General features: G+C 41.4%; 21 protein-coding genes. 5 read left to right on the forward strand and 16 right to left on the reverse strand.

Annotated elements, in window-relative coordinates; genetic code table 11:
• Nucleotides 1–62 precede the first annotated feature (62 nt).
• Nucleotides 63–761: a 7-carboxy-7-deazaguanine synthase QueE gene (gene queE / locus CRO21_RS04210; protein WP_097078052.1), complete on the reverse strand. Its 699-nt coding sequence runs from the start codon at nt 759–761 to the stop codon at nt 63–65.
• Nucleotides 762–884: 123 nt separating this feature from the next.
• Nucleotides 885–1,706 (reverse strand): 2,3,4,5-tetrahydropyridine-2,6-dicarboxylate N-succinyltransferase, encoded by an 822-nt coding sequence (gene dapD / locus CRO21_RS04215; protein WP_097078053.1) that lies wholly within the window; start codon nt 1,704–1,706, stop codon nt 885–887.
• A gap of 227 nt (nt 1,707–1,933) precedes the next feature.
• On the opposite strand from dapD, the gene carO reads away from it, so the two are divergent.
• Nucleotides 1,934–2,641, forward strand: a complete 708-nt coding sequence (gene carO, locus CRO21_RS04220) for an ornithine uptake porin CarO (protein WP_097078054.1) — start codon at nt 1,934–1,936, stop codon at nt 2,639–2,641.
• 163 nt (nt 2,642–2,804) lie between these two features.
• Nucleotides 2,805–3,416 carry a glutathione binding-like protein gene (locus CRO21_RS04225; protein WP_097078055.1) on the forward strand — a complete coding sequence of 204 codons (612 nt, stop codon included), beginning with the start codon at nt 2,805–2,807 and terminating at the stop codon, nt 3,414–3,416.
• A gap of 185 nt (nt 3,417–3,601) precedes the next feature.
• On the opposite strand, the gene CRO21_RS04230 is transcribed toward CRO21_RS04225, so the two are convergent.
• The 7 genes from CRO21_RS04230 to CRO21_RS04260 form a co-directional block, all read right to left on the reverse strand.
• Entirely contained in the window at nt 3,602–4,387 is a 786-nt protein-coding gene (locus CRO21_RS04230) for a thiazole synthase (protein ID WP_097078137.1), read from the reverse strand.
• A gap of 26 nt (nt 4,388–4,413) precedes the next feature.
• Complete coding sequence (gene thiS / locus CRO21_RS04235) at nt 4,414–4,611, reverse strand: sulfur carrier protein ThiS (RefSeq protein WP_097078138.1); 198 nt, start codon at nt 4,609–4,611, stop codon at nt 4,414–4,416.
• 13 nt (nt 4,612–4,624) lie between these two features.
• Nucleotides 4,625–4,990, reverse strand: coding sequence for a DUF423 domain-containing protein (locus CRO21_RS04240; protein WP_097078056.1), 366 nt, complete (start codon nt 4,988–4,990; stop codon nt 4,625–4,627).
• Nucleotides 4,991–5,055: 65 nt separating this feature from the next.
• Nucleotides 5,056–5,925, reverse strand: coding sequence for an RNA polymerase sigma factor RpoH (gene rpoH / locus CRO21_RS04245; RefSeq protein ID WP_087618777.1), 870 nt, complete (start codon nt 5,923–5,925; stop codon nt 5,056–5,058).
• Between the two features lie 157 nt (nt 5,926–6,082).
• On the reverse strand, nt 6,083–6,316 hold the full coding sequence (locus CRO21_RS04250; protein ID WP_097078057.1) for a sulfurtransferase TusA family protein: 234 nt from the start codon (nt 6,314–6,316) through the stop codon (nt 6,083–6,085).
• Nucleotides 6,317–7,051 carry a UDP-2,3-diacylglucosamine diphosphatase gene (locus CRO21_RS04255; RefSeq protein ID WP_097078139.1) on the reverse strand — a complete coding sequence of 245 codons (735 nt, stop codon included), beginning with the start codon at nt 7,049–7,051 and terminating at the stop codon, nt 6,317–6,319.
• A 49-nt stretch (nt 7,052–7,100) separates the two neighbouring features.
• A complete protein-coding gene (locus CRO21_RS04260; RefSeq protein ID WP_097078058.1) occupies nt 7,101–7,610 on the reverse strand; it encodes a peptidylprolyl isomerase in 510 nt (169 codons plus the stop codon).
• Nucleotides 7,611–7,798: 188 nt separating this feature from the next.
• On the opposite strand from CRO21_RS04260, the gene CRO21_RS04265 reads away from it, so the two are divergent.
• A complete protein-coding gene (locus tag CRO21_RS04265) occupies nt 7,799–9,520 on the forward strand; it encodes a glutamine--tRNA ligase/YqeY domain fusion protein (RefSeq protein WP_097078059.1) in 1,722 nt (573 codons plus the stop codon).
• Nucleotides 9,521–9,575: 55 nt separating this feature from the next.
• On the opposite strand, the gene CRO21_RS04270 is transcribed toward CRO21_RS04265, so the two are convergent.
• Nucleotides 9,576–10,457, reverse strand: a complete 882-nt coding sequence (locus tag CRO21_RS04270; RefSeq protein WP_097078060.1) for a LysR family transcriptional regulator — start codon at nt 10,455–10,457, stop codon at nt 9,576–9,578.
• Nucleotides 10,458–10,694: 237 nt separating this feature from the next.
• Between CRO21_RS04270 and CRO21_RS04275 the strand changes: the two genes are divergently transcribed.
• Nucleotides 10,695–11,036, forward strand: a complete 342-nt coding sequence (locus CRO21_RS04275; protein WP_097078061.1) for an FKBP-type peptidyl-prolyl cis-trans isomerase — start codon at nt 10,695–10,697, stop codon at nt 11,034–11,036.
• Nucleotides 11,037–11,206: 170 nt separating this feature from the next.
• Here CRO21_RS04275 and CRO21_RS04280 read toward each other — a convergent pair whose 3' ends face one another.
• Nucleotides 11,207–12,127, reverse strand: coding sequence for a LysR family transcriptional regulator (locus CRO21_RS04280; RefSeq protein ID WP_097078062.1), 921 nt, complete (start codon nt 12,125–12,127; stop codon nt 11,207–11,209).
• Between the two features lie 128 nt (nt 12,128–12,255).
• Here CRO21_RS04280 and metE point away from each other — a divergent pair, with 128 nt between their 5' ends.
• On the forward strand, nt 12,256–14,571 hold the full coding sequence (gene metE, locus CRO21_RS04285; RefSeq protein ID WP_097078140.1) for a 5-methyltetrahydropteroyltriglutamate--homocysteine S-methyltransferase: 2,316 nt from the start codon (nt 12,256–12,258) through the stop codon (nt 14,569–14,571).
• A gap of 64 nt (nt 14,572–14,635) precedes the next feature.
• Here the strand turns inward: metE and CRO21_RS17875 are convergent, their stop codons facing one another.
• From CRO21_RS17875 to nfsB, 5 genes are all read right to left on the reverse strand, one after another.
• On the reverse strand, nt 14,636–14,785 hold the full coding sequence (locus CRO21_RS17875; protein WP_409449479.1) for a CcdB family protein: 150 nt from the start codon (nt 14,783–14,785) through the stop codon (nt 14,636–14,638).
• Nucleotides 14,786–14,890: 105 nt separating this feature from the next.
• Entirely contained in the window at nt 14,891–16,060 is a 1,170-nt protein-coding gene (gene dapC / locus CRO21_RS04295) for a succinyldiaminopimelate transaminase (protein WP_097078064.1), read from the reverse strand.
• A 62-nt stretch (nt 16,061–16,122) separates the two neighbouring features.
• Entirely contained in the window at nt 16,123–18,777 is a 2,655-nt protein-coding gene (glnD, locus tag CRO21_RS04300) for a [protein-PII] uridylyltransferase (protein ID WP_097078141.1), read from the reverse strand.
• Nucleotides 18,778–18,831: 54 nt separating this feature from the next.
• Complete coding sequence (gene purT / locus CRO21_RS04305; RefSeq protein ID WP_097078065.1) at nt 18,832–20,043, reverse strand: formate-dependent phosphoribosylglycinamide formyltransferase; 1,212 nt, start codon at nt 20,041–20,043, stop codon at nt 18,832–18,834.
• Between the two features lie 145 nt (nt 20,044–20,188).
• Nucleotides 20,189–20,839: an oxygen-insensitive NAD(P)H nitroreductase gene (gene nfsB, locus CRO21_RS04310; RefSeq protein ID WP_097078066.1), complete on the reverse strand. Its 651-nt coding sequence runs from the start codon at nt 20,837–20,839 to the stop codon at nt 20,189–20,191.
• Nucleotides 20,840–21,058: the final 219 nt, after the last annotated feature.

Raw genomic sequence — 21,058 nt, forward strand, 5'->3', positions numbered from 1 at the left:
AATTTTATCACAGTCACATCTTAAAGATGTGCGAACTTGATATGTGTAGGATAAAAATCGATCTAACGACCTTTTTCATCCTGCCAAAGTAATTTATGTAATTGCAGTTGAAATTTAACAGGGAGGTGGTCTTGTAAAATCCATCCGGCAAGTTGGCGGGCAAACGCAGGTAATCTAACATCACCTTCAATGGCAAAAGCCGGAGAAAACCATACTGTACCCACTTTTTCGGCCAATTGGTGCTCTGCAAGAAAATCTTTTGCCCATAAATAATCTTCTTGATCGCTAATGACGAATTTGATTTGATCATGGCATGTAAGATGCTGATAGTTTTCAATCAGGTTGCGCTGTTCTTCGCCACTAGAAGGGGTTTTTACGTCGACAATACGGGACACACGTGTATCAACCCGGGAAATATCCAGCGCACCGCTGGTTTCCAGAGAAACATGATAACCTTCATCACATAAAGTTTTTAATAGAATAAGGCAATTGGGTTGTGCTAGGGGTTCACCGCCTGTAACGCAGACAAATTTTGCTTGATAAGAAGCGATTTGCTGATAAATGTCTGCAAGTGTAATGCGTTTGCCGCCTTCAAAAGAATAGGTGGTATCACAATAATTGCAGCGTAAAGGACATCCAGTTAATCGAACAAAAACCGTCGGACTGCCGGCTTCATTTGCTTCGCCTTGCAGAGAATAAAAGATTTCGGTAATTTTTAGACCTGCGGCAGGATCGGTAACAGGAATAAACTGGTTGCGCATAGACACAAATAAAATATCAAGCAGAAATAGAAGGTCGATGATTTTACCTTAAATTAAATAAAAAAGCCCTCTACATTTTATGTGAGGGCTTCTTTTTTATTTTGGTCAATACCGCTTTATGACTTAATCGGCACGTAATAAATCATTTAAACTGGTTTTAGCACGGGTCTGTGCATCTACACGTTTTACAATGATTGCAGCATACAAGCTATATTTACCATCTTTTGAGGGCAAGCTTCCCGGTACAACCACAGAACCAGCTGGTACACGACCATAATAAATTTCGCCAGTTTCACGGTCATAAATACGGGTTGATTGACCGATATAAACACCCATTGAAATCACAGAACCTTCTTCTACAATGACGCCTTCAACGATTTCAGAACGCGCGCCAATGAAACAGTTATCTTCGATAATGGTTGGACCTGCCTGTAAAGGTTCTAATACGCCACCAATACCAACACCACCGGATAAATGTACGTTTTTACCAATTTGTGCACATGAACCAACTGTGGCCCAAGTATCTACCATAGTGCTTTCATCAACATATGCACCGATATTGACATAAGATGGCATTAATACGACATTTTTTGCAATATAGCTGCCTTTACGAGCAACAGCAGGAGGCACAACACGGATGCCCGAGTCTTTAAATTGTTGTTCAGTCCAGCCTGTAAATTTTGTATCTACTTTGTCAAAGAAACGTAAATCGCAAGATTCTATAATTTTGTTATCATTCAGTTTAAATGACAATAAAACAGCTTTTTTTAACCATTGGTTAACAACCCATTCGCCATCCTGTTTTTCTGCAACGCGTAATGAGCCATTATCTAATCCAGCTAATGCCTCTTCTACAGCATTACGAATGTCCTGAGGACAATTTGTACTCGACAATTGAGCGCGATCTTCAAAGGCTTGTTCGATGATTTGAGCCAGTTGGGACATAGTCTTGTTCCGAAAATAAAATTTTGCAATATTCTACACGATTGATTAAACTTGCACAGTGCTTTGTAATTTTTTGAAATAAAGAATTATAGAATCAATATCTTATATAAAATGTATCAAAAGATTACAAAGTGGAAACAAAAAAACAGTCCATTTAGTCAGTTTTTCACGTAAAATTACTCATAATTCAAACAACAATGTCGTTTGGGTATCTTGAGGAGTATAAAATGAAAATGTTACGTGTTTTAGCTGTAGCTGCCTTGGCAAGTTCTGCAACTTTTGCAATGGCAGACGAACAAGTCATCACTGAAGAAGGTATTGCATCTTTCTCTACTTTTAAACCAGCATCTGTTCGTGCCGAAGTGGGTACAACTGGTTACGGTGGTGCATTAAGCTGGAGTGTAAACCCTTATACAGCGATTACTGCTGGTTATAACGGTGGTGATATTTCTTGGTCTGATGACATTAAAGTCAATGGTTCTAAATATGACCTAGACATGGACAATAAAACTGCATATTTAAATGCAGAAATTCGTCCATTTGCGAACTGGTTCTATGTTGCAGCGGGTGTAGGTTATTTAGATAACTCTTATGATTTAGATCGTCGTATTTCAAATGGTCGTGCTTTCGAAGTTAATAATCAAGGCTTCGTTGCTAATGGCGATGTTAAAATTGCAGGTAATTTACATTACGACGGATTTGCACCATATCTAGGTTTAGGTTTTTCTCCAGCGATTACTAACCGTTGGGGCGTATTTGGTGAAGTAGGCGCTTATTACACAGGTAACCCTGATGTAGAATTGGCTGCCACTGGTAACTATACAAGTACAAATGATTTAGATTCAGCTGTACGAGCTGAAGAAGATAAAATCCGTAATGATGACAAATACAAATGGGCTCCAGTTGCTAAAGTTGGTGTAAGCTTCCGCTTCTAATCTTTAGTTAATTGATCCATTGATAAAAGCGAGCTTCGGCTCGCTTTTTTGTTATTGATAATATGATTTGATACATAAGTTGTCGCAAGATAAAACCTTTTAATACTTGCAAGTTTCTCAATAACATATTAAAACTATTAAGAGTTCATAACAGGGAAACACAATGAAGCTGTATTATGCGCCGGGTGCATGTTCACTTGCATCACATATTATTTTAAATGAAATCAATGTTGATTTTGATCTGGAACGTGTTGATCTTAAAACACATACGACAGAAAAAGGGCAGGATTATTATACGATTAATCCCAAAGGTTATGTCCCTGCACTAGAAATTAATCCTGGGTTGATGCTTACCGAAAATGTTGCGATATTACCATTTTTGGCACAGCACGATCCAAAACAGGATCTTATCCCACCATCAGGCTTGGGACGTGCCAAGGTACTGGAATGGCTAGGCTATTTAAATTCAGAATTACATGATGCTTATGCAGTCTTTTTTAGTCAGCCACTCGATGAAGAAGGTAAAAAACGTGCCTATGCGGAAATTGACCGCTTGTTGCAATATATAGAAGATTATTTGGCAGAAGTTGATACGGATTATTTGGTCGATGACAATTTTGGTCCAGCAGATGCATATCTTTTTGTACTGACAAACTGGTCCCAAGGTATTGGGCATGATCTGTCCAAGTTTAAAGAAATTAATGACCTGCGAGATGTTGTGTCACAACGCCAATCTGTACAAATTGCGATGCGTGATGAAGGTTTGATTAGCTAAATTTATATCGGTTTTGAAAGTCGTCAGGCAAATTTTACGCAATAAGCCTGACGCATCAAATAAATATAACAATATACAGCTTGCGATAATCTTTGTAGATTTTATAGAAAAAGTTAGATCAGAAAAGTGAAAACCCTATCCATGACATATATCATCAATAGGGCAGAACAAAGCAAGAAAGAATATTACTTAAAGAAATATCCTGTTTCTGGCGAGCTGGCATGTGCCAGATGTTTGCGTGGCATACGACCAGCAAGATAAGCTTCACGACCCGCCTCAATGGCTTTTTTCATGGCACTGGCCATTAGCACGGGATGTTGTGCCTGTGCAATCGCGGTATTCATTAACACACCATCACAGCCCAGTTCCATGGCAATGGCGGCATCACTTGCTGTACCCACACCGGCATCGACTAAAACAGGGACTTTGGCATTTTCGATAATCAGGGATAGTGTGTGCGGATTTAAAATACCCAGACCGGAACCAATTAGGCTGCCTAAAGGCATGATGGCTACGCAGCCCATCGATTCAAGTTCCTGTGCCACAATAGGATCATCAGAGGTATAGACCATGACATCAAAACCGTCATCAATCAGAACCTGTGCAGCTTTTAAGGTTTCCACCACATTTGGATAGAGTGATTCCTGATTACCCAGCACTTCAAGTTTCACCAGATTGTGCCCATCAAGTAATTCACGTGCCAGTTGACAGGTACGAATTGCACTTTTGGCATCAAAACAGCCGGCAGTATTGGGTAAAATGGTATATTTTTCTGGTGGAATAACCGAAAGCAGATTGGGCTGATTTGGATCTTGTCCAATATTTACTCGTCGAATGGCAACGGTGACAATTTCCGCACCGCTGGTCTGTATAGCAGCACCAGTTTCTTGCAAGTCCTTATATTTACCTGTTCCAACCAATAGGCGTGAGGTAAATTCACGTTGTCCTATTTTAAAGCTTGAATCTTGCATAATATTTTTAGCTATAACCTCCATATTTAACCGCCACCCACTGCATGGATGATTTCTATATGGTCATTTGGCGCAATCGGTGTTTCGGCCAAACGACTTTTGGGAATGATTTGTTCATTCAATTCAACCGCAAACCGTTTACCTTCCAAGTGAAGGTCCTGCACTAATGCTAACAGGTCAAGGTGGGTTGTTTGTTGGCTTTCGCCATTTAAAATAATGGAGATGGTCATATCGTATCTAGTGTGCAGTTTTAAATGCTTGCCAGGCTAAAGTTATCCAGCCCAGAATCATGAATAAGCCGCCAATTGGCGTGATTGCGCCTAAGCCTCGTGGTAAACCGAGCGCCATGATGTAGAGTGAACCACAAAACAAGACAATGCCAATTTGAATTAGCCAGAAAGGGGCTTTAATGGCCAGCTGGGGCAGTGTTCTGGCGATAATGCCTAAAGCAAGCAGTCCCAGCGCATGATAAAAGAAATAGTCTGTGGCCGTTTGCCACCAGACCAATTGCTCAGGAGAGGCAATTTTTTTTAAACCATGTGCTCCGAATGCGCCAAGCATAACAGCAAGTGCTAAATTAATTGCAGCGATACCTAGCCACATCTCGTGCTTGCTCCTATATAAATAAAAAGGCACCTAAAAAGATGCCTATAAGTGTAACCTGATTTTTAACCGGCAGACATGGCAACTTTGATTTTTTCCATCGCATTTTTTTCGAGCTGACGGATACGCTCTGCGGATACATTATATTCTGCTGCAAGTTCATGTAAAGTGGATTTATTATCATCCAACCAGCGACGTTGCAGAATATTACGTGAACGGTCGTCCAGTTGTTCCATGGCTTCATGTAAAGCATGGGTATTTTGATCTTCCCAGTCTTCCTCTTCAATTAGGCGGGCAGGATCGTAGCGGTTATCTTCCAGATATAATGCGGGAGCAGTGTAATGACTGTCATCGTCATCATCATTTTGTGCTTCAAAGGCAGCATCATAGGCAGTAAGGCGACCTTCCATTTCCAGAACTTGTTCCGGGGTCACGTTTAGATCATTGGCAATTGCCTGTGCTTCTTCCAGTGTCAGTTTTTTACTGGATTTTTTTAGACTGCGTAGATTAAAAAACAGTTTGCGTTGTGCTTTGGTGGTGGCAACTTTAACAATACGCCAGTTACGAATCACATATTCGTGAATTTCGGCTTTAATCCAATGGACTGCAAAGGAAACCAGACGTACACCCATGGTCGGGTCAAAGCGTTTTACTGCTTTCATCAGGCCTAAATTGCCTTCCTGAATCAGATCCCCCTGTGGTAAGCCATAACCTGCGTAACTGCGTGCGATATGAACCACAAAACGTAAATGTGACATTACCAGCATTTTGGCAGCATCAAGATCCTGATCATAATAATAGCGTTCGGCAAGTTCTTTTTCTTGCTCTGCGGTTAGAATCGGAATTTGATTCACCGTACTGATATAGGCACCGAGATTTACACCTGGCGCAGACAACGACAGGGGCATCAATTGGTTGCTACTGTCAGTAGTCATGTAAACTCCTTGATAGGGTATGGAATTCCCAAAGCTTTATCTTAAAGAGAAGCCCAATAATATGTAAGTGAGAATGCGTTTAAATATGTAATTAAATAATTTTAAAGTGAGTTTAGGCGCTTGGCAATCGCTTTATCCATCACAGAAGATGCTTTGGTTAATTTTCAATATAATAATGAAATTCATCAGTTTTAATTTCAGTTTTCAGTAATTTAAGTTGCTGTACCTGACAAAAATGTACCAGATCCTGCTGACTATGAGGGTCGGTACTTTTAACCAGAATAATTTGACCTGATGGTAGTGTTTTTAATGCGCGTTTTAGCATTAAAATTGGCATCGGACAGGGCTGTTGCCGGGCATCGACAAGCTGGTTAACGTGAAGTTGGGACATTTAAAATTGCCAGTCAAAAAATTCTATATCGGTTGCGGAGCGCAATAACAAAACTTTAGCACAACCATGCTGTGTTTGCCCATCATTTTCACGCCAGTCACCCAATACGATACGCTGTTGTGTCGGTGAAATCTCATGAATTGCAGGGCGGTGGGTATGTCCATGAATCAGTAGATTGATTCCTTGAATTTGTTGTAATACTTCTGCCTCATTGACATCAATGGGTTGATAATGCTGAGTTGTTTGTCGAGCCTGACTTTTTTTACGGAAAAAATCGCCTAAGCGTTTTTTTAAATAAAACGGTAATAATTTTAAGCTACCAAGTAACAATGGATTACGAATAATTTTTTTAAAGCGTTGGTAGGCCACATCATCAGTACATAAGGCATCCCCATGTTCCAGACGGATGTTTAAACCTTGCCATTGATAAACATAAGGTTCAGTTAACAGTTGCCCGCCAAAACGGTCCAGAAATCGCTGTCCCAGAACAAAATCACGATTGCCACACAGAAAATAAACCTTGTTTCCGGTTGCGGTAAAGGCTCTGAGTTGTTTGACAATCGGCAATAACCATTCTCCCGGATTGCCATCAGATAACCAAGCATTAAACCAGTCACCTAGAATATAGAGTGCAGTGGGTTGCTGTTGGTAATGTTGCAGTAATGATAAAAACCCGTGAACCAGTCGGGGGTGATCTTCTGAGAGGTGTAAATCCGAGATAAATAATTGTTGCATAAGCATCAGCTTCCCTCCTTATGTTGAAGAAGGAGGGAATGAAGATTGATTATTCGGCAATAATTTTTGCAGATTCAATCACAACATTTTCCAACGGAACGTCCTGATGATAGCCACGGCTGCCAGTGCGTACGTTTTTGATGGTATTCACCACATCCAAGCCTTCAACCACTTTACCAAATACAGCATAGCCCCAACCTTGTGCGGTTTTACCGGTATGATTTAAAAAGCTATTACTTTTCACATTGATAAAAAATTGTGTAGATGCAGAATGTGGCGCTTGCGTACGCGCCATTGCCACGGTGCCTTCGTCATTAGTTAAACCGTTATCTGCTTCATTTTCAATTGAATCGCGGGTTGCTTTTTCCTTGAAGTTTTCGTCCATGCCACCGCCTTGGATCATAAAACCATCAATCACACGGTGAAAGATTACACCATCATAGAAACCGTCACGAACATATTGTAAAAAGTTCTCTACAGTTTTAGGTGCTTTTTCACTGTTTAACTCTAGTACAATACGACCTTTATTGGTGTTTAATTCAACTTGAGGAAAACTCATTGATACATCTCCTGATCATGGACTGTAAAAAGCCATGTGTTTTTAGTTGAGAGAAGGATAAGCAAACTGTAAACTGCATGGCAAGTAAAAAAACAAATTTTCCATATAGAAAATTGCTATTTTGAGCAAGATTCCCGAAAATTTGTACTTTGTTGTTTAACTTTAACCTATTTTAGTGATGTATGACTATGAACTCAAAAGATGCTGTAACTCATGTGCCGAATATTCCTTCAACAAATTCTGATGTTGCAAGCGAACAGCAAGTACAGCAACAGCCGGGTTTAGATTTCATCCGTCAGGTGATTACCGATGATCTGGACAGTGGTCGTACACAACATGTGGTAACACGTTTTCCACCTGAGCCAAATGGTTATTTACATATTGGCCATGTCAAAGCCATTTGTCTGAATTTTGGAATTGCAGAAGAATATAACGGTTATTGTAATTTACGTTTTGATGATACCAATCCGGATGCCGAAGAGCAGGAATATGTTGATGGTATTGCCAATGATGTCAAATGGTTGGGATTTCAGTGGCAGGATCAGCCGCGTTATGCATCTAGCTATTTTGAACAGTTGTATCAATGGGCATTGCAATTGATACAACAGGGCGATGCCTATGTCGATTTACAAACACCGGAAGAAATTCGTATCAACCGTGGTAATTTCAATGAGGCAGGTAAAAATTCACCGTATCGTGATGCCAGTGTAGATGAGAATCTGGCACGATTCGAGCAAATGCGTAATGGTGAATTGGGCGAAGGCGAAGCGGTATTGCGTGCCAAAATTGATATGGCCAGCGCAAATGTCCATATGCGTGATCCGATTTTATATCGTGTGTTGCATTCCGATCATCATCAAACAGGGGATACTTGGAAAATTTATCCGATGTATGATTATGCTCATCCGTTATCCGATGCCATTGAAGGGGTGACACATTCCTTGTGTACATTGGAGTTTCAGGATCATCGTCCATTCTATGACTGGGTGATTGAAAAAGTTCACTCACAGGCTGTGCCACGTCAGTATGAGTCTTCCCGTTTAAATATTGACTACACCATTACTTCAAAACGGAAATTACGTCGTCTGGTTGAAGGTGGTTTTGTTAATGGCTGGGATGATCCGCGTATGCCAACTGTGGTCGGTATGCGCCGTCGTGGTTTTACCGCAGAAGGCTTAAAAGATTTCTGTAAACGTGTTGGCGTATCCAAAACGGATGGTATTGTCGATGTGGCGATGCTGGAATTTTGTATTCGTCAATCACTGGAAAATACTGCTGCCCGTGGTATGGCCGTGTTAAATCCATTAAAAGTCACCTTAACCAACTTGCCTGAAGAACTGGACTTAAGCCATGCTCGTCATCCAAATGTGGATATGGGAGAACGAATTATTCCTTTGACCAAGGAAATCTATATTGATCGTAAGGATTTTGAAGAAGTTCCACCAAAAGGCTTTAAACGGTTGATTCCACAGGGGGAAGTACGTTTACGTCATGCCTATGTGATTAAATGTGATGAAGTGATTAAAGATGCCAATGGCGAAGTGATCGAATTGAAATGCTCAATTGATCCGGACACACTAGGTAAAAATCCGGAAGGCCGTAAAGTCAAAGGTGTAATTCACTGGGTCTCTGCTTCCAAAGGTATTCCTGCCGAAGTGCGTATTTATGAGCGTTTATTTAGTGCAGCTGATCCGGAACAGGGTGAAGATTTTCTGGAAAATTTAAATCCAGATTCTCTTAAAGTGGTGCAGGCTGTGGTTGAACCAGCATTGGCTCTGGCAGAAAAAGAGCAGCGTTTCCAGTTTGAACGGGAAGGTTATTTTGTTGCAGATCGTTATGATCATTTATATGAAAAACCAGTATTTAACCGTATTCTAGATTTAAGAGACAGCTTTAAAGCACCTAAATAAGTCACGGTTATTTTATTCAGCGTATCTAAAAAAGACTTCAAATTTGAGGTCTTTTTTATGCTTTATGTCTTGATTGTTTGACCAGCTCGATAAAGTGCTGTGCAGCTTTACCCAAGGGTCTTTCCCGACTCCAGACCAGATCGATACATAAGGTAATACTTGGACAGAAATCTTCTACGTCAATGAGTGCCAGCGTTTGATTTTTTAAATGATCTTCAATATAGGATTGCGGTAAAAAGCCCCAGGCAAGACCAGCATGAATAATATCCACAGCAAAATATTGATTATCTGTTTGCCAACTATGATAAGACAATTGCAAAACTGAGGTGGATTGATTTTCACGGCTATTAAACACGATCTGGCGATGCTGTAATAAATCATCATAACTGGCTTTTTGATGGTATAAGGGGTGATTAGGCGCAACCACAGCCACCATATTTTCTTTACCAATTTCAATAAATTGTTCAATCCCATTTAGGCTTTGACGTTCCAGTAAAATGGCAAAATTGACTCGACCCGACAATACCGATTCCAGTGCTTCCTGTTGCGGTAAGGTTAAAATCTCTAATTTTAATAAAGGGTAATATTCACTAAGTTGCCGAAATATATTGGTCCAGATTAGGCTTTCTAGTTCCGTGGCAAAGGCAATACTCAAGACTGGTTCAACATGATCGGCAAGTTGCAGGGCGTGGTTCTGCCATTGTTGCATCACGGCGAGCGTTTGTAAGGTGGATTGATAAAGACTTAAAGCAGCCGGTGTTGGTTGTGGTTCGCGTTTGGAGCGATCAAACAGACTTAATGCCAATTCATCTTCGAGTTGGGAAATCGCCATACTCACAGCTGAGGGGGCCTTACCCAGTTTTCGCGCGGTGGCAGAAAATGATCCGGTTTCTATCGCGGTTTTGAATACCAGTAAAAGTTCCTGATTAAGATTCATCAATGACTTTCCCAAAAATAAAAAAATGCAGTCCAAAAGGGGAACATGGACTGCAAATACGATAATCTGCCTGGAGAACAGATTACCTCAAAATTGATCATTGGGCATGATTTTTGTCGACTAATCCTTGATTATTAATATGGTGATTAAAAAAGCAAAATCAAGGCGCAATCTTTACTTTTCTTGTCAGCCAGAAACAGTTTATCATGTGCGCATCAAAATTAAGGGTGTACCATCATGCCAGAACAATTGGAAATCATAGACTTAATCGTAGGTGAGGGGAAAACCGCAGTCAAAGGTGCCTTGATTAAAACCCATTATACCGGCTGGTTAAATGATGGAACAAAATTTGATTCCTCCCATGACCGTGGTCAATTATTCCAGTGCGTCATTGGTACAGGTCGGGTAATCAAAGGCTGGGATCAGGGGATTATCGGCATGAAAGTCGGAGGTAAACGAAAACTTATTGTACCTGCACATCTTGCCTATGGCGAACGCCAAATTGGTCAAATGATTCCAGCCAACTCGGATTTAAGCTTTGAAATAGAATTATTTGAAGTGCTTACTCGGGATGAGTAATGAAAAAATATTTGTGTTTTTTTGATGGTTGGAGAGATAAGAAAATATCTCTCTTAAAACCTGAAATAAACACAAATGAGAAACTCGAATTAATTTATTCTTTTAAAGATAAGAAACCATCGTATAATCAGAAGACTAGCAGGAAAATTCCCTGCTTTTGATCTATCTATTTAATCCGCATAATAACTTTGTCTCTTATTGGAAAATTTCTGTAATTGTTTCAAGAAACCGTGAAAATAATCTTTGTCTTTATCTTCTGTTCTAAAACCCGCATATAAAGTTCTGCGTAAACCTTCAGGAGAGATACAGTCTAAACGACGACTGGTGACCCAGCCCTTTTGTTCATATTCATACACCACCCAATCCGGTAAAGCCGAAATTCCCCGACCACTAGCGACCAATTGAATCAGCATTTGTGTCAATTCTGTGGTGCGAATCTGTTTTGGTTGGATATTTGCAGGAATAAACACATGCGCCATGATGTCCAGACGATGTTTATCCACGGGATAGGTAATTAGCGTTTCTGCTGCCAGTTTTTCAATGGTGAGCTGTTCATCTCGTACCAGTGCATGTGTGTTGGATAAGACCAGACGGGATTCATATTGAAAAATAGGAAAGTATTCAATGCCTTTGAGTGCGATTGGATCGGCAGTGATCAGGAGGTCAAACTCGGAATTTTGTAATAATTCATGCGGGTTCATTTCAAAACCAGAAGCGAAATCCAAATCGACATCAGGATATTGCTGGCGATATTGATTGAGCAGCGGCATCAGCCAGTCAAAACAGCTATGACATTCCGAAGAAAAAATAATTCGTCCAGTTTGACCATGTACCAATCTCACAATATCGGATTGGGCCAATTGAACTTGCGGCAGAATATCATCAGCCAGCTTGAGTAAACGCAGACCGACATTGGAAAACTGTAAGGGACGACTCCGCCGATTGACAATTTCCACATCATACCAGTGTTCTAGTTCTTTGAGTTGATGAGAGATGGCAGAAGGCGTCAGGTTTAAATCTGCTGCGGCAGAAACCAGTGAACCATGTTCACGTAAAGCTTGCAAGGTTCTGAGATGGCGGAGTTCCAGCATAGAAATCAATAATTTTGTGAATATAATTCAATATAACATGAAAATAATGAGTTTGCTTCAAAATGAATTTTATTTGATTATTGTCCCATCAAATGAATTTTATTAATTTTAATATTGAGGCAGATCTGATGGGTATTCAAACACATATTTTGGGTTATCCCCGTATCGGTGTGAAACGTGAACTGAAGTTTGCTGAAGAAGCATATTGGAAAGGTGAAAGTACACAAGCGGAGTTTCTGGAACAAGCACAAGCAGTCGAAGCTGCAAATTGGCAAGCACAAGTGGATGCAGGGCTTGCATTACTGACTGTCGGTGATTTTGTTTTTTATGATGCGATTCTGACGCAAGCTGTACGTTTGGGCGTGATTCCAGCACGTTTTGCAGAAAGTGCAAAATTGAATCAGGTCGATCAACAGTTCTATTTGGCTCGTGGTCGTGCGCCAGATTGTAGCGATGTGGCTGCATTGGAAATGACCAAATGGTTTGACACCAACTATCATTATTTAGTGCCGGAATTCACTTTAAATCAGGAATTTCATGCTGACTTTTCTGATCTATTGGCACAGGTTGATCGTGCCAAAGCATTTAATCAGCCTTTAAAAGTAGTTGTTCCTGGTTTACTGACATTCCTGTATTTATCCCGTATTGTCGATGGCAAAGCAGAAAAAGCAGCAGCAACAGCCTGTGGTTGTGGTTCTGAGCATACAGAAGCGGCAGCAGGCTATATTGCAAATCATGCCACATTAAAATTTATAGATGCTTTGGTCCCTATTTATGCCAAATTATTTGATGATTTAAAAGCCCGTGGTGTGGAGTATGTACAGGTCGATGAACCCATTTTGGTGCTTGATCTTGCGCCAGAATGGCAAGCTGCATTTGAACGTACCTATAATTTATTACAACGTCGTGATGGTTTAAAGTTGATCATCAGTACCTATTTTGAAACGTTGGGTGAAAATTTAAATCTTGCAGTGAATTTACCCGTTGCAGGCTTACACATTGACATTACTCGTGAAAAAGCAGGCGAATTTTTCTGGAAAAAAGTCATTGACCAGTTACCTGCGCATAAAATCCTGTCATTAGGTTTAATCAATGGTCGTAGTGTCTGGGCAAGTGATTTGGTACAACTGAATGACATCGTTGTCACAGCGGAAAAATCTTTAGGTGATCGTTTATGGTTGTCTACAGGTAGCTCATTACTTCATGTACCTGTGGATTTACGTTCTGAACAAGTGCCTGCGGAAATTGAGGGTAAGTTGGCATTTGCCCGTCAAAAGCTGGATGAATTAGTGGCATTGGCTAATGGCAATATTAGCGAAAATCCAGCATTAAACTTTGCTTTACAGGCAGCATTTGACTTACAAGGGCAGGCACGTCAGGAACCATTTACCGAGCGTTATGCAGCACAACAGGCAAAATTTAATTTGCCATTATTGCCAACCACAACCATCGGTTCATTCCCACAAACTGCGGAAATTCGTGCAGCGCGTGCGGCGTGGAATAAAGGCAATTTATCTGATGCTGACTATGAAGCAGCAATGAAAAAAGAAATCGCCTATGCCATTGAGCAACAAGAACAGCTTGGTATCGATGTGTTTGTGCATGGCGAAGCAGAACGTACCGACATGGTGGAATACTTTGCAGGTTTATTAGATGGTTTCTGGTTGTCTAAATTTGGCTGGGTACAATCCTATGGTTCACGTTGTGTCCGTCCACCGATCATAGTTGCTGACATCACGCGTCCACATGCAATGACGGTAAAATGGATTACTTATGCCAATTCCTTAACCGACAAAATCGTAAAAGGCATGTTGACAGGTCCTGTGACCATTCTGAACTGGTCATTTCCACCAGCACATCGTAGCCGTCGTGAAGTGTGCTTGCAGTTGGCAGAAGCGATTCGTCAGGAAGTATCCGATTTGCAGGATGCAGGTGTGGAAATTATCCAAATTGATGAAGCCGCATTCCGTGAAGCTTTGCCGCTGCGTACCGCAGATCGTGCCGATTATTGGGACTGGACGGTGAAATCATTTAAACATTGCTCAAGCAGTGCCAAGGTGGATACACAGATTCATACCCATATGTGCTATTCAGATTTTAAAGATTGTTTGCCGCAAATCACTGCGATGGATGCCGATGTGATCACCATTGAAACATCACGTTCTGGTTTACAGTTACTTGAAGTGTTCCATCAACAGGGTTATCCAAATGCGATTGGACCGGGTGTATATGATATTCATAGTCCACGTACGCCAAGTGCAGATAATATGCGTGTAGTGATTGATGGCGCCTTAAAAACCATTCCTGCCGAACGTCTTTGGGTGAATCCAGACTGTGGTTTAAAAACCCGTAACTGGGATGAAACTTGTGCAGCATTGACCGAGATGGTGAAAATGGCAAAAACAGTACGTGCGGAATTAGAAGCTAAAAAAGCCACTGCATAAGCTCAAAAATAATAATATCCAGTTTAGCGCGCCGTATCATTCGTGATGCGGTTTTTTTTTATAATTATATGCTGCTAATTAAAAAATCTAATGCATTGATAATGATTTGCCGATGTTGATCAAGTACAGTTACGAAGGAACCAAGTTCTTTTTTTGAAATGCCTGCAAATTGCGGTGTCATTAGAATATATTTTTGCTCCAATTGTATGTCCAAGATGTATATTTGAACGACTGAGCAAATGCACGATAATAATGATTTAAAAAAGCATTACTTCCTAACAAGCAATGCGTTTAAATATTTTCTTATACACAAAAAACATCAAAGAATCTGTTTTAAGCGCTTGATGACTTCTTCGCATTGTTCAATGCTTGCGACCAATGCCATACGCACATGATTCTCACCCGGATTCCCTTGGTCTGTAGTGCGGGAAAGATAGCGACCTGGTAACACTTTGATATTGGCTTCACTTAATAATTTTCTGGCAAAGGCTTCATCATCATCGACTTGTAACCAGTAATAAAAACCGGCATCGGGTTTTTTAAGCAGCAGTAAATTGCCTAATTCCTGCTGGAATAAATCAAATTTTTTCCGATAGGCTTTACGGTTTTCTTCAACATGCGTTTCATCATTCCAAGCTGCAATGGAGGCAAGTTGATGCTGTACCGGCATAGCGGCACCGTGATAAGTACGATATTTAAGATAGGGTACCAGTAAAGCGGCATCACCTGCGACAAAGCCGGAACGCATGCCAGGTAAATTGGAACGCTTGGACAGAGAGTGAAAAACGATACAGTTTTTATAATCATCACGGCCAATTTCTGCACAGACTTCAAGCAAGCCCACGGGTGCCTGATCAAACCACAGTTCGGAATAGCATTCATCAGATGCAATAATAAAACCATATTGATCTGACAATTGAATCAGCTTTTTAAAATCGTCTTTGGATAACACCGCGCCGGTTGGATTACCCGGCGTGCAGACAAACAAAATGGCGGTATTTTGCCAGACTTCACTAGGCACTTGATCAAAATCGCCTTTGTAATCATTGGCAATCGTACAGTTGACGAAATAGGGTTTGGCACCTACAAGTAGTGCAGCACCTTCATAAATCTGATAAAAAGGATTGGGCATCACTACATAAGGGGTTTGACTGCGATCAATCGATGCCTGTACAAAGGAAAAAATAGCTTCACGGGTACCACTGACCGGTAAAATCTGAGTTTCTGCATCAATGCTGTTGAGCTGAAAACGCTGTTTTAACCAGTTGGCAATGCTTTGGCGCAATTCCGGCAGGCCTTTACTATTGGGATAGGTGGAAAGATGGTTAAAATTTTCACTGATGACTGTTTTTACAAATTCAGGTGCAGGGTGCTTTGGCTCCCCGATTGAAAGGGGAATCAATGGCAAGTTTGCTGGCACGACATCGGCAAACAATGCATTGAGTTTTTCAAAAGGATAAGGATGGAGTAACGCCAAATCTGGATTCATTGCAAACACTCTAGTCAAAAAATATGTTGGTTAAAAATACATTCATCAGTATAGGGTCATCATCAGTGTTGAATCGTGACCCGATTCGATGCTTCATCTAATGCCAGTTTTAATTTCTCGGCAAAATCTTTGGATTCTTCTTCATCTAGCGGTATACCGTCCTGTTTGGTGACAAAGAAAATATCTTCTGCTTTTTCACCCAGCGTAGCAATTCTGGCAGAATGAATATCCAGTCCCTGCATCATAAATAAGCCGCCGACACGCGCCAGTAAACCGGGTTGGTCAAGTGTGGAAATTTCCACCATATTCTGGTTTAGGGCATGATTCAGTCGGATATCCACGGTATTTTCGACTTCAAAATGGCGAAGTTGCCGTGGAATAATACGTTGCATCACTCCTGGATATTGATCGGCATGGCACAATGCTTTTACCAGCGCACTGGTAACTTGATGTAACCGTTCCGGATCAGACATAATGCTGCCAAGGCGATCATGAATTACATAGGTATCCAGTGAAAAGTTGGTGGCCGCTGTGATAATACGGGCGTCCTGCACATCCAGATTCATGCGATCGAGTACAGCAACCGTGGTGGCAAACAGGTTTGGTGTGTCACGGGTGTAGATAAACAATTGTACCGCTTTACGATGTTCACGGATCAATACCAGTGGATCAGGATTGTCACCATGTCGCAGAATTGCACTGGTATGCCAGACGATTTCATCGGCACTTTCTTTGAGGAAATAGTCATCGCCCAATTCCTGCCAGACTTCTTCAATTTCCGTGGTCGGGAACTCATCAGCCAGAATATCAATCGCCGCAAATTTGGTATCTTCGATCAACATTTGATGATCGACAGGGCGGTCAATACCAGCACGAATAATTTCCCGTGCCTGTGAATAGAGCTGGCGTAACAGTGAGGCTTTCCAGTTGGTCCACAAGGTTGGGTTGGTGGCGTTGATATCGGCAACAGTAAGGCAGTATAAATAATCCAAATGCTCCATATCGCCCATCTGTTCGGCAAAACCCTGTACCACATCCGGATCGGAAATATCTTTCTTCTGGGCAGTGAGTGACATGATCAGATGGTTACGGGTGAGCCAAGCCACCATTTTTCCTTCACGTTCGGTTAAACCATGCTGACGGCAAAACTCGATGGCATCTTCTGCACCCAGTTCACTATGATCGCCACCACGACCTTTGGCAATATCGTGAAATAATGCTGCCAGATAAATAATATCTTTACGGTTCAAACGTTGGAACACGCTGCTGACCATAGGATATTGCTTGCTAAACTCGGGTTCGGCAAAGCGGTTTAAATTGCGAATCAGCAATAAGGTATGGGCATCTACGGTGTAAATATGGAAAAGATCGTATTGCATCAGGCCCATGATTTGACCAAAGGCAGGAATATAATGTCCCAGTACACCATAGCGTTTCATTGCGACTAAAGTTTCGTATAGACGATATGGCGAGCGGATAATGGCCATAAATAAGGCTTGATGAATCGGATTATCCCGAAAGTTCTGATCAATTTTTTTGGCAGCCAGAATCAATAGACGTAAGGTTCTGGCACGAATGCCTTGAATATCAGTACGGTTTGCCATCAAATAAAAGACTTCCAGAATGGCACTTGGACTTTCTGAAAATACTTTGTGATGGGTGACGGCAAGCTTGTCATCAACCAGTTTAAAATTCTGGTTCAGATCGATAATTTTACGTTCATAATCCGGCAAACGTGGGGTAATCACCGCTTCATTAAAATAATTGAGCAATAATTCATTCAGCGTGGAAACCGTTTGGGCAGTACGATAATAACGCTTCATAAATTGTTCAATGGCGTGATTCGGATGTTGACCTTCCTGACGTACATAGCCCATTTTTGCTGCGATTTCACGTTGATAATCAAATAACAGACGATTTTCATCACGTTTTCTAATACGATGCAAATAATGACGAATTTCCCATAGGAAGATTTCAGCTTCTTCTAATAAACCCAGTTCAAATTCACTGATAAAACCCAGATGTACCAGATCATAAATTCGTTGCACGCGAAAATGTCGTTTGGCAATCCAGCCAATCTGATTCATATCCCGTAAGCCACCGGGTGCATTTTTGATATCGGGTTCCAGATTGCTTTCGGTATTATTATGTTGTTCATGACGATGCCGTTGTTCCTGCATCTTTGCATCAAAAAAAGTTTTGTCTGACCAGCCTTCGGATACGATACGTCGCGGCCATTTGCTTAGGCATTCTTTGCCAATCAGCAATCGTGATTCAATCAGTGAGGTCGCAATGGTGAGATCTGCTTTGGCTTGCTCAAAACACGATTTTAAGGTGCGCACACTGATGCCCGGTTTAAAATTGCCAACATCCCATAGGGAAGAAACAAAGGTTTTGATTTTTTCTTCTGCTTCCGGATCAATCTCATCTTCTGAAAGAATCAGGACATCGACATCAGAATAAGGCAACATTTCGCGACGGCCATAGCCGCCTACGGCAAAAAGACCAAGATCTGTCTGTTCCAGTCCGGCATTTTTCCATAAAAAACGTAAGACCAGATCAATCTGATTGGAACGTTCGGTGACAATGTCACGAATGGAGGTGCCCGAATTAAAGGCTGCATCGAGTTGCTCTTCAATCAGGCTACGCCAGTCATTAATGCCTTTAAGATCCTGTCCTAAAGTGACGAAATTGGAAAGCGGGGCAAGCTTGGGCATACGCATCATTTCTCTACATAAAAAAGCCCAAGACAATTTGGGCTGATTTGGTGATTAGTCTGTGAATTTCTCTACAAGCACGAGCTGGGCCGTAGTCACTGCATGTTCACGGGCCTGATCTGTGGTTTCAGCCCGTGCAGTGGCAACCCCCATACGACGACGGCGAAAGCCTTCCGGTTTGCCAAACAGGCGTAAATCACTCTCAGCATAAGCCAGTGCTTTGTCCAGATTGGTATAGGTTAGATTGGTCGCATCCTGACCGGCATAGATTACCGCACTTGCTGCTACACTATGTCGGGTGGTGTTGACTGGTAAGCCAAGAATGGCACGGGCATGTAATTCAAACTCGCTCTGGAATTGACTGGCTAAGGTTACCAGACCCGTATCATGTGGGCGTGGTGAAACTTCACTAAACCAGACCTGATCACCATTGATAAATAATTCCACACCAAAAATACCACAACCGCCCAATGCTGTAGTGACTTTATCGGCAATACGTTTCGATTCTGCCAGTGCTGCATCTGTCATTAATTGTGGTTGCCAGCTTTCAACATAATCGCCAGAGTCCTGACGGTGTCCGATTGGATCACAAAAGTGGGTTTCGATGGCGCCCGTTTCAGGATTTTTTGCTCTTACTGTCAGTAGGGTGATTTCAAAATCAAAATCAATTTGTGATTCGACAATGACTTTACCCTGATTCACCCGTCCGCCTTGCATGGCATAATTCCATGCTGCATCCACTTCCTCAAAACTGGTGACACGGGATTGCCCTTTACCAGAAGATGACATGACTGGTTTGACAAAGTTCGGGTAAGCAATGTCATCACAGGCAGCGCGGAAACTTTCCAGACTATCGGCAAAACGGTAGGTTGATGTAGGTAAACCAAGTTCTTCGGCGGCAAGACGGCGAATGCCCTCACGATTCATGGTGAGGTTAACCGCTTTGGCCGAAGGAATTACTGTAGCGATATTTTTCGCCTCAATTTCCAGTAATACTTCTGTTGCAATGGCTTCAATTTCAGGAACGATTAAATGCGGTTGAACGTCATCGATGAGTTTTTTTAATGCTTCAGCATTACTCATATCTAGCGTATAACTATGATGCGCAACCTGCATGGCAGGCGCATGATCATAACGGTCTGCGGCAATGACTTCGACACCCAGACGTTGTAAAGAAATCACAACTTCCTTGCCCAGTTCTCCAGCGCCTAGAAATAATACTCGTGTAGCAGATGATTGTAGTGGCGTACCAATGCGAACAGTCATGTAATCGAAATCCTGAAATATGCAACAAAGCGTTTGAATCTAAGCATAACAGAGAGATGCGGATTCAAACAGTCTCGCATTGCTGTTAACTGTTTAAAAAAGTGACTAATGTTTATGCGAATGGATATTTTTCCATGGGGATGACTTAAATAATTTTAATCACATCTTCTGTTTTTAAACGTCCTTTGGGCAAATCGGCGTTGAAATCGGTGTCACTATGATAGCCCAGTGCAAGTAGAACCACGCTGCGTAAACCCTGTGCCTGAAAGTCAAATACCCGATCCAGAATTTCATGATTGAAACCGCCAATTGGGGTCGCATCAATATTTGCTGCCTTGGCCGCAAACAGGGCATTACCCAATGCAATATGCGTCTGGTTTTCAACCCAGCCATTGATCTTATTCTGCTGTTTATAAAGATTAATATAACCCTGACGCGTTGTTCTTTGAGTTTCTTTTGATTCAGGCGTTCTAAAGCGTCCGGCCTCGTCTTCGGCATTCAGAATTTTATCCAGATGGTTCTGATCAATATCAGATCGAACAGTAAAAATAATGACTTCGGAAGCATTTAGAACTTTCGGAATATTATAAGCAAAGGTATCGGGCATGGCTTCGGCAATTTTTTCTTTAGCCCCCTGACTTTGTGCCACAATAAATTGCCATGGCTGAATATTAATCGATGACGGCGTTAAACGTAGAATCTCAAGCAGTTGTGTTAATGTTTCTTCTGGAATTTTTTTATTTGCATCGTAAGCTTTGCTGGTATAACGGGATTGTGCTAAATCAAGAAAATTCATAATACACCTGATGGATTGGAAGTGATCTATAGAATAAGGCCAGTAGGAAAATGCCGATAGCTGATTTAATGATAATTATAGCAAAATTCAAAATGTAAGCTACATTTGTGTCATGCTGGACTTGATCCGGCATCCAGAGTTAACGTATCCCAAATCAAACGCTATAAAGCTAAAGCCTTAACAACTTTTGAACTTTGCTCTGGATACTTGCTTTCGCAA

This window comes from Acinetobacter puyangensis, from assembly GCF_900096995.1.
Lineage (GTDB): Bacteria > Pseudomonadota > Gammaproteobacteria > Pseudomonadales > Moraxellaceae > Acinetobacter > Acinetobacter puyangensis.

Bases quoted from the DNA above. Each gene is read 5' to 3' on its own strand.
- CRO21_RS04270 (WP_097078060.1), bottom strand. From the start codon at position 10,457: ATGAATCTTAATCAGGAACTTTTACTGGTATTCAAAACCGCGATAGAA.
- metE (WP_097078140.1), top strand. From the start codon at position 12,256: ATGGGTATTCAAACACATATTTTGGGTTATCCCCGTATCGGTGTGAAA.
- dapC (WP_097078064.1), bottom strand. From the start codon at position 16,060: ATGAATCCAGATTTGGCGTTACTCCATCCTTATCCTTTTGAAAAACTC.
- dapD (WP_097078053.1), bottom strand. From the start codon at position 1,706: ATGTCCCAACTGGCTCAAATCATCGAACAAGCCTTTGAAGATCGCGCT.
- nfsB (WP_097078066.1), bottom strand. From the start codon at position 20,839: ATGAATTTTCTTGATTTAGCACAATCCCGTTATACCAGCAAAGCTTAC.
- CRO21_RS04275 (WP_097078061.1), top strand. From the start codon at position 10,695: ATGCCAGAACAATTGGAAATCATAGACTTAATCGTAGGTGAGGGGAAA.
- queE (WP_097078052.1), bottom strand. From the start codon at position 761: ATGCGCAACCAGTTTATTCCTGTTACCGATCCTGCCGCAGGTCTAAAA.
- rpoH (WP_087618777.1), bottom strand. From the start codon at position 5,925: ATGACTACTGACAGTAGCAACCAATTGATGCCCCTGTCGTTGTCTGCG.
- CRO21_RS04265 (WP_097078059.1), top strand. From the start codon at position 7,799: ATGAACTCAAAAGATGCTGTAACTCATGTGCCGAATATTCCTTCAACA.
- glnD (WP_097078141.1), bottom strand. From the start codon at position 18,777: ATGCCCAAGCTTGCCCCGCTTTCCAATTTCGTCACTTTAGGACAGGAT.
- CRO21_RS04230 (WP_097078137.1), bottom strand. From the start codon at position 4,387: ATGCAAGATTCAAGCTTTAAAATAGGACAACGTGAATTTACCTCACGC.
- CRO21_RS04225 (WP_097078055.1), top strand. From the start codon at position 2,805: ATGAAGCTGTATTATGCGCCGGGTGCATGTTCACTTGCATCACATATT.
- purT (WP_097078065.1), bottom strand. From the start codon at position 20,043: ATGACTGTTCGCATTGGTACGCCACTACAATCATCTGCTACACGAGTA.
- carO (WP_097078054.1), top strand. From the start codon at position 1,934: ATGAAAATGTTACGTGTTTTAGCTGTAGCTGCCTTGGCAAGTTCTGCA.
- CRO21_RS04280 (WP_097078062.1), bottom strand. From the start codon at position 12,127: ATGCTGGAACTCCGCCATCTCAGAACCTTGCAAGCTTTACGTGAACAT.
- CRO21_RS04260 (WP_097078058.1), bottom strand. From the start codon at position 7,610: ATGAGTTTTCCTCAAGTTGAATTAAACACCAATAAAGGTCGTATTGTA.
- CRO21_RS04240 (WP_097078056.1), bottom strand. From the start codon at position 4,990: ATGTGGCTAGGTATCGCTGCAATTAATTTAGCACTTGCTGTTATGCTT.
- CRO21_RS04255 (WP_097078139.1), bottom strand. From the start codon at position 7,051: ATGCAACAATTATTTATCTCGGATTTACACCTCTCAGAAGATCACCCC.
- CRO21_RS04250 (WP_097078057.1), bottom strand. From the start codon at position 6,316: ATGTCCCAACTTCACGTTAACCAGCTTGTCGATGCCCGGCAACAGCCC.